3 protein-coding genes and 1 pseudogene are annotated in these 7,547 nt (G+C 38.1%); 2 read left to right on the top strand and 2 right to left on the bottom strand.

The genetic code is table 11. The features are described from left to right. A pseudogene (locus V7112_RS23195) lies at window positions 1–299 on the bottom strand (hypothetical protein); the annotation flags it as partial. Window positions 300–512: 213 nt separating this feature from the next. On the opposite strand from V7112_RS23195, the gene V7112_RS23190 reads away from it, so the two are divergent. Further along, window positions 513–1,262: a hypothetical protein gene (locus V7112_RS23190; protein WP_335424246.1), complete on the top strand. Its 750-nt coding sequence runs from the start codon at window positions 513–515 to the stop codon at window positions 1,260–1,262. Between the two features lie 161 nt (window positions 1,263–1,423). Then, the gene (locus V7112_RS23185; RefSeq protein ID WP_335424245.1) at window positions 1,424–3,283 is read left to right on the top strand and encodes a hypothetical protein; all 1,860 of its coding nucleotides are present in this window, start codon (window positions 1,424–1,426) and stop codon (window positions 3,281–3,283) included. A 271-nt stretch (window positions 3,284–3,554) separates the two neighbouring features. Here the strand turns inward: V7112_RS23185 and V7112_RS23180 are convergent. Further along, the coding region (locus V7112_RS23180) for an Ig-like domain-containing protein (RefSeq protein ID WP_335424243.1) at window positions 3,555–7,547 on the bottom strand (3,993 nt) is incomplete at its 5' end.

The raw sequence follows: 7,547 nt of genomic DNA, 5'->3' as shown, positions 1-7,547 counted from the left end.
TACCATTTTCCTTTGTCCATCACCCAGCCGGTTGCCATTTTCCCATTCGGATAGAGATAGTACCACTTACCGCCAAGATAAGCCCAGCCAGTTTCCATTGCTCCCCAACTATCCATGTAATACCAAGCACCCTGATTATAGAGCCAGCCTTTTGCCAACGATCCATTACTTTGATAGTAATACCATTCGTTATTTTGATAACTCCAGCCAACACGCGTTGCTCCCTGTGCCGAATTTAATGGTATCGCTGATAGAAGCATAGTCATAACCGCGATAACGATAAAATATTTCTTGAACAACAGAATTCCCCCCTCCCAAACTAGTTATCTCTTATAAAAATTTAAGCAAAAATACGACAAAATGTCTATGAAATTACCATTTTTTTTAGAGTTTAGCAATCTACGAAAATTACCATACGAATTTTTAGAACAATTTAAAACCTAAAATCGCCATTTTTGTGGTACTATCGATATACAAAAAATCTTGTCGAAATCTTGGAGGCATACGTAGGCATGAAAAAAAAGTTAATTTTATCCATTGTTGTATTATTAGTCCTAGTTGGAGGCATTCTTTATTATTTATTGGAAGTAAAAGAGTACGATACAGCCGATGAAAATGTCGATAAAATTGTAGAAACCGAATATGAGATCTCACTTCCTGATGACAATCCGCGAACAGAAAGTAAAGCAGAAAACTCAAATGAACAAGCGACTAACAAAGAAACAAACTTAGAATCTAGCGATACAATAGATGAAGAAAAAGAAGTGGACAACAGCCAGAATCAGGAAGAACAAACAAACCCTATTCAATCGAACTCAACTCAAACAAACACGACTTCAAACGGAACTCAAACAAAGAATCAAGATAAAAAGACAACTCAAACGGATACCAAAAAAGAAGATACCAACCCGGCAGCTTCCATTACGTCAAAATATGAGCCATCTTTTAGGGAAATAGAAACACAAGCAATTCAAAAAATAGATTCGTTAATTTCTATTGGAATTGAAGAATACAAGACAAAGAAAAGCAATGATGAGGATGTTTCCTATTTCTATTTCTATTCAAAGTATTCTCGTGCAGGAAATGTACTTGAAGCTAAGACAGATGAAGCCTTTCAAATTGTTTACAAGGCATTAACAAATGAATTAGTAGCAAATGGATTAGATAAAAGTTATGCAAAACCATATCTTGATCAATACAATAGCTCAAAAGAATCCCGTCGCGATGCTCTCCTATCAAAGGCAATGGCACACTTAAAATAGGTTACTAGGAAAAAACTCCTAATTAACTTGAAATATTTTCTAAAATCCTTTGTAAAAACCTGTAGAATTTTGTAAAATGAAGAGGTATTGTCTAAATCTAGTAATCTGCTACTTATATTTGGCTAGATTAACAACTAAATAATTTATTAGGAGGGATTCGTATGAAGAAACAGCTTGGTGTCTTATTCACCGTATTCGCTCTCTTACTAGTACTTGTTGCACCACAAGTAAGTAGCGCAAATACACTTCCTACCATTTCTGTTACGGTTAGTGGGCAAGAATTCACAATCGCGAACGATGGTAGTAATATGTTCAAATTTGATGTAGACAAGTTTGTTAGCGAAAATGAAATTCAAGAAAACGATAAGCTTGAAAAAGTTTCCGTAACTGTCCCTGAGGGTGCAGAAAAAGCTTCCTTCAATTTTGGAACCTTAGGCGGAGTTTTACTTGCTAAAGATGTGAAGCTTGTTAATAATAAAGCGGAATATATCATTAGCGAAAATTTAGGGGAATATGATAAGGGTCAAGATGGCATTGCAATCAGCAACCTTCGTCAGCTATTGTATCCTATTGGAAATCAAGCATTTGGAGAAGTTACTGTTACATATGAAAACGAAAGCCTAGATACACTAGGATTTAGTATTTCACAAAACTACTCACCTGAGATTTCAGATAATGGTCAGGTTAGCCTTAGCGGAATTACCCTCGTTACTAATACTGGTGATAACATTGTAGCTACTGGCGCAAATAATCATTTTACACTTAATCTTGTAGGAATCCCTGGAAACACGCAAATTGACGAAATCCAGTTATATTCCGATAATGCAGCAACTGCGTCTATCTTTACGAAGGATTCATATCTTTATAAAGATGAAGCTGACTTAACATTTGTTGATGGTGTGGCAACAATCGATCTAGAAAAATTAAACATCAATGTTGAAGATTATCAGGAATTAGCTGATGAACTTGGTATTTCTGTTGAAGAGCTGATGTATATTACAACAGTCCAAGAAATCCGCGATCTTTTACACTTGAATCTATCCAATGTATTTAATGGTTTCGTTGCAGATGCGGATGGAAATCAATCAGCCATCACTTTAACAATCGCGAGCGAAGGCTGGTTAAAGGAAGACGGTAAATGGTTCGTATACGACCATTCAGGTAATAAAGTTACTGGTTGGTACGATGATGGAGGTAAATGGTATTATCTTGATCCAAAACAAGACGGTGCTATGAAAACTGGTTGGCTGGATAATGGTAAATGGTATTACCTAAATCCAAGTGGTGAAATGGCTGTAGGGCTAAAAACTATCGGTAATAAAACATACTTCTTCACTGATAGTGGAGCAATGTACACTAACGGTTGGGTAGAGGTAGGTTCTAACTGGTACTACTTTACAAATAGTGGCGCTGCACTAACTAATGATTGGCTATATAAGAATGGAACATGGTATTTATTTAACGAAGCTGGTCAAATGCAAACCGATTGGGTGTACACTGGTGGACAATGGTACCTTTTCGATAACGATGGCGCGATGCAAAAAGGCTGGGCACAAGACAGCACAGGTAAATGGTATTACTTTGCTAATAGTGGAGCTATGCAAAAAGGCTGGTTAAACAGCTATGGTACTTGGTACTTACTAGGTAACGATGGCGCGATGCAAAAAGGTTGGGCATCTACTGGTGGACAATGGTACTTCTTTAACAATAGTGGCGTAATGCAAACTGGTTGGGAAAATGTAAATGGTACTTGGTACTATCTCGCAACTAACGGTGCTATGCAAACTGGTTGGAAAAATAGTAATGGTACTTGGTACTACTTCGCAAGTGGCGGTGCTATGCAAACTGGTTGGGAATACATTGGTGGTGCTTGGTACTACTTTGCTAGTAACGGTGCTATGCAAACTGGTTGGGAAAATATTAATGGTACTTGGTACTATTTATACAACAGTGGTGCTATGGCAGCAAACACTACAATTCAAGGATACAAGCTTGGAGCAAACGGTGCTTGGATTCGCTAATTAATATAAAAGAACTGGCTAAGCAGAGGCTTAGTCAGTTTTTTTATATGCAAAAAGACGGTTCTCTCTTGGGGAGACACCGTCTTTTCATTTGGCTGTTTTCGCAAGCTTTGTTGCTTTTGACACACGGTTGATTTCCGCTGCATTTTGAACCGCACGAAGAAAATGCGAATGCATTTTCGAAGAGGCGCCATCTTCCGCTTCCATCAACATGGTTCGCGCTTTTTATAGAAGCAACAATCTTTTAGAAATGAGCCGTTCATTTTTATCATTAACTTACCCAAACTCCACTTGCATTAAAGTAATACCATTTGGCGCCGATTAACACCCAACCGGTTCTCATGGCACCACCGGCATCCATGTAATACCAGGTCCTACCGTCTAATAGCCAGCCTGTTTTCATGACTCCTGAACTTGCAAAATAATACCAACTGGAGCCTACCTTCGCCCAACCGGTGGCCATCGCACCACTGGATTTCATATAATACCAGCTTCGTCCATCATAAACCCAGCCAGTTTTCATTACGCCTGAGTTTGCAAAATAATACCAGCTGGAGCCTACTTGAACCCAACCAGCCGACATTGCACCGCTGGCTTTTATATAATACCAGCTTCCACCATCATATACCCAGCCGGTCTTCATTGCTCCTGAGCCAGCAAAGTAATACCAGGTAGAGCCAATTTGAGCCCAACCAGTCTTCATCGCACCAGAGCCGGTAAAGTAGTACCAGGTAGAGCCAATTTGTGACCATCCAGTCTTCATCGCGCCTGAGCTCGTAAAGTAATACCAAACGGCACCGTCTTGAACCCATCCGGTTTGCATGATTCCTTGATGATTGAAATAGTACCAAGTGCCTCCGTCATTTAGCCAGCCTTTCTTTAAGTCTCCTGTCGTTAAATCGTAGAAGTGCCACTTGTTGTTTTCATAGGACCAGCCCGATTTTTTCACTTGTTTTACGGTGATTGTTGCTGATTCACTTCTGTTTCCTGAAGGATCCGTTGCAGTTAAAGTCAAGATGGTTCCGGCTGCTTGCTTTGGAATCGTTATACTAAATGTACCATCAGCCTTTACCTCACCACTTCCAACAACCTGTTCGCCCGCTTTAACCTCGATCGTTGCACCTACTTCAGCCTTTCCTGAGACAGTCGTATCCTTGTCGGTTACATCATTCACAGTTGGTTTTGAAGGTGCTGTTGCATCCGTTACAACTACCGTTGTCGCTTCACTTACATTACCTGAATCGTCTGAAGCCGTTATGATTAATTTTGTCCCGGCTTCCTGTAGTGGAATGGCAACTACAAATCTACCGTCCTCAGCAACCAAGTCTTCACCAATCACAATATCATTAGCAGAAATTTTTACTAAAGCACCAGCTACCGATTTACCAGTAACCTTAGTTGATGCATCTGTTACATCATCAACAATAGGAGATGTTAAAGGAGCATCATGTATGATAAGTTTAAGGTTATTTTCTTGATTCTCACTTATTTCTCTTATTTGAGAATTAACAACCTTAATATTATTTAGAGTAACCTCAGCTGTACCCGTTTTTAATAATTCCATTGGTATATAACCAATTTCAACAAATTCGCTAGTTGAACCAATAGAGCCTGTATTAATGATTGGACAGGAGATCAATCCATTTTCTTCATCAACTACACAACCACCAAAACTCGAAAAGCTTTCATTTATATGAAATTTACCCTCAGCTAACCGTAATCTAGCAGGATCATACTCAAAAGTAAATTGAGCACCAAATAAATCCTTAGGATTTTCAGCTATTACCTTCACATCGATACTATCACCTACTCTAAAGGTAGCTTCATTATCAATCGTTAGCTTTAGGTTTGATTTTTCCGTATTTGTAACTGCAGCTGCATGGATATTAGATGTTTCATTTTCATTTAAGACCATTGTTGCGATTGGTTTATACAACACTTTATATGCTACATAAGCAATATCGACAATATCAATTGTACCATCCTTATTCATATCTAATATGCCTTGGTAACCAGTTTCACCAGTCAGTTTTCCGAAAGCCTTAGCTATCTTGCTTAGGTCGTTTACCGCTACAGTATTGTCACCTGTTACGTCTGCGTTTGTTACAGCAATTTTCTTCGATATAGGATTTCTTAATAAAAATAGTACATCTTTATTATCAATAAGCTCGGAATTGGATTGTAATGCAAATACCCCTTGTTGTGTTGTCGTTTTCGCTTTAAAGACAAGCTTAACTAGTCCAATTGTACCTTTTAAGGATTCTGAATCATTGATGTGTTTACCTTGAATTGTAACATTACCATCCTTATCAGTGGTGATCAATTCCGCAGTTGTTCCGATTACACCAAATTCCTCATGCAAAGTAATATTTGCTAGTTCAAAGAGGTTTTGATCATAGTTAACATTCAGGTTAAACTGCTTCAGGTCTTCAACTTTATTTGCAAATATCTCAAGTGAGACTTCTTCACCTTTTTCGACTATATCCTTTTCCGACTCAATATAAAACGAAGCATCACCAGTTACCCGCACATTGGCTGATGCTTTATAGCCGCCTTCCTCAGTCGTAGCAGTTATAGCTGCAGTTCCTAACCCGACTGCCTGGACAACACCTTCACTGCTTACTGTTGCAACAGTAGGGTTACTTGTCGTCCAAACAATGACTTTATTGGTTGCATTTTCTGGAAGAACTGTTGCGATCAATGTTTCCGTCTCATTGATTGTTCCATTTAATCGAAACTCCTCTTTATTAACCTTAATACCAGTTACTGAGGAAATAACAGTGATCTCACTTTCAGCTTTTAGGCCTTTATCCTCAGTCGTCGCAATAATTTTCGCTTTTCCTGCACTAATTGCAGTTACCTTACCAGTTTGATCAACTGTTGCAACTTTTTCATTCGTAGATGACCAGAGAACCTTCTTATTTGTTGCATTTTCCGGGATAACAGTAGCAGTTAAATTACCAGTTTTATTTGTAGAAGTATCAAGCGTCATTTCAGTACTGCTTAATTGTATCCCTTCTACTGGATTTGTGATATTTAAGCTTTTAGCATAATCCTGATTCGCAACATAAAGTGCATCTTCAATATCTGAGACTGAAGATCCGTTCTTTATTGTAAAATTTGCAGTTCCTTCTTTGGTCAGAGCCGTTACAGAAATATCTACGAGAGGAACCTCTCCAGAATGTCCTTCCTGCTCTCCAACCAATGTTCCAACAATGCGTAGAATTCCTTCTTTATTTGTTTGATATAAACTTGCTGTTGTTCCATCCATTCCAAATGACGGATTCAATTTTATAGTAGAAATGTCAACTAATTCCGGATCATATTTAATTGAAACATCAAATCCATATAAATTCTTTCCATGCTTGGCAGTAAGTGTAACAGTTGTATTTTCATTAACATAAATTTGATTTTTATCAAAAATAAGATCCAAATCTGCCCTAGCATGCGTTCTAGCAGCAGCCTTTAGTTCAGAAGTTGTCCAGTTTCCTGAGCTGTCACCAGCTATTATCGAAAAATCATAATTCGTTCCGGCAGACAAATTATCTATTATTATTGAAGTAACTGTGCTTGGTACAATATTTCGAAGGGTACCATTTACAAATACCTTATAAAAGGCTACCTGATCATTGTCAGCTGCAAAGCCCCAGCTTAAAGTAACAGCATTCTCGCTAACATCTGAAATTGATAAATTAGCTTCTTCGGGCCAAGTAGGCTTTGTTACATCCATTGAAAAGCTTAATTGAGTATCAAGTGGATAAATGGACCCCTTCGTTACATTTACTGGTTCTGTTTTAACAGAATGATAGCCTTTCGCTTCAAACATGACTGTGTATGTTCCCTCTTCAACAGGTAAAGAGTAATACCCGCTAAAATCAGAATAAACAGGATTTGCATTATGTGTATAAATTTTAACCCCTTTTATCGGAACACCATTTTCGTCTTTTACGATTCCTGCAATAACTCCATTTGTAACAGTAGAGTCCTCATTGCTAGGAGTTAATGAGATATTTAGATTAATTCGTTGGCCTGATAGAACTCTTATTTCTCTTGTTATAGGTTCATAGCCTTCGGCATGTACTTCGATTGTATGATTTCCTGGCCATACTCTTGTAAATGTAAAATGGCCATTTTCATTTGTCGCTGAACCTCCACTATCTGATATTCGAACAGAAGCATTAGGAATTTCCTTTGACGAATCGAATATATTTGTCAATACAACTTCAACTTTACTATATTGGTTGTAATATGAGATGTTCGCTCC

It is taken from the genome of Bacillus sp. JJ1566 (assembly GCF_036962685.1).
Classification (GTDB): domain Bacteria; phylum Bacillota; class Bacilli; order Bacillales; family Bacillaceae_L; genus Ferdinandcohnia.
The sequence above is the reverse complement of the archived record's forward strand: the minus strand, read 5'-3'. Positions and strand labels throughout refer to the sequence as shown.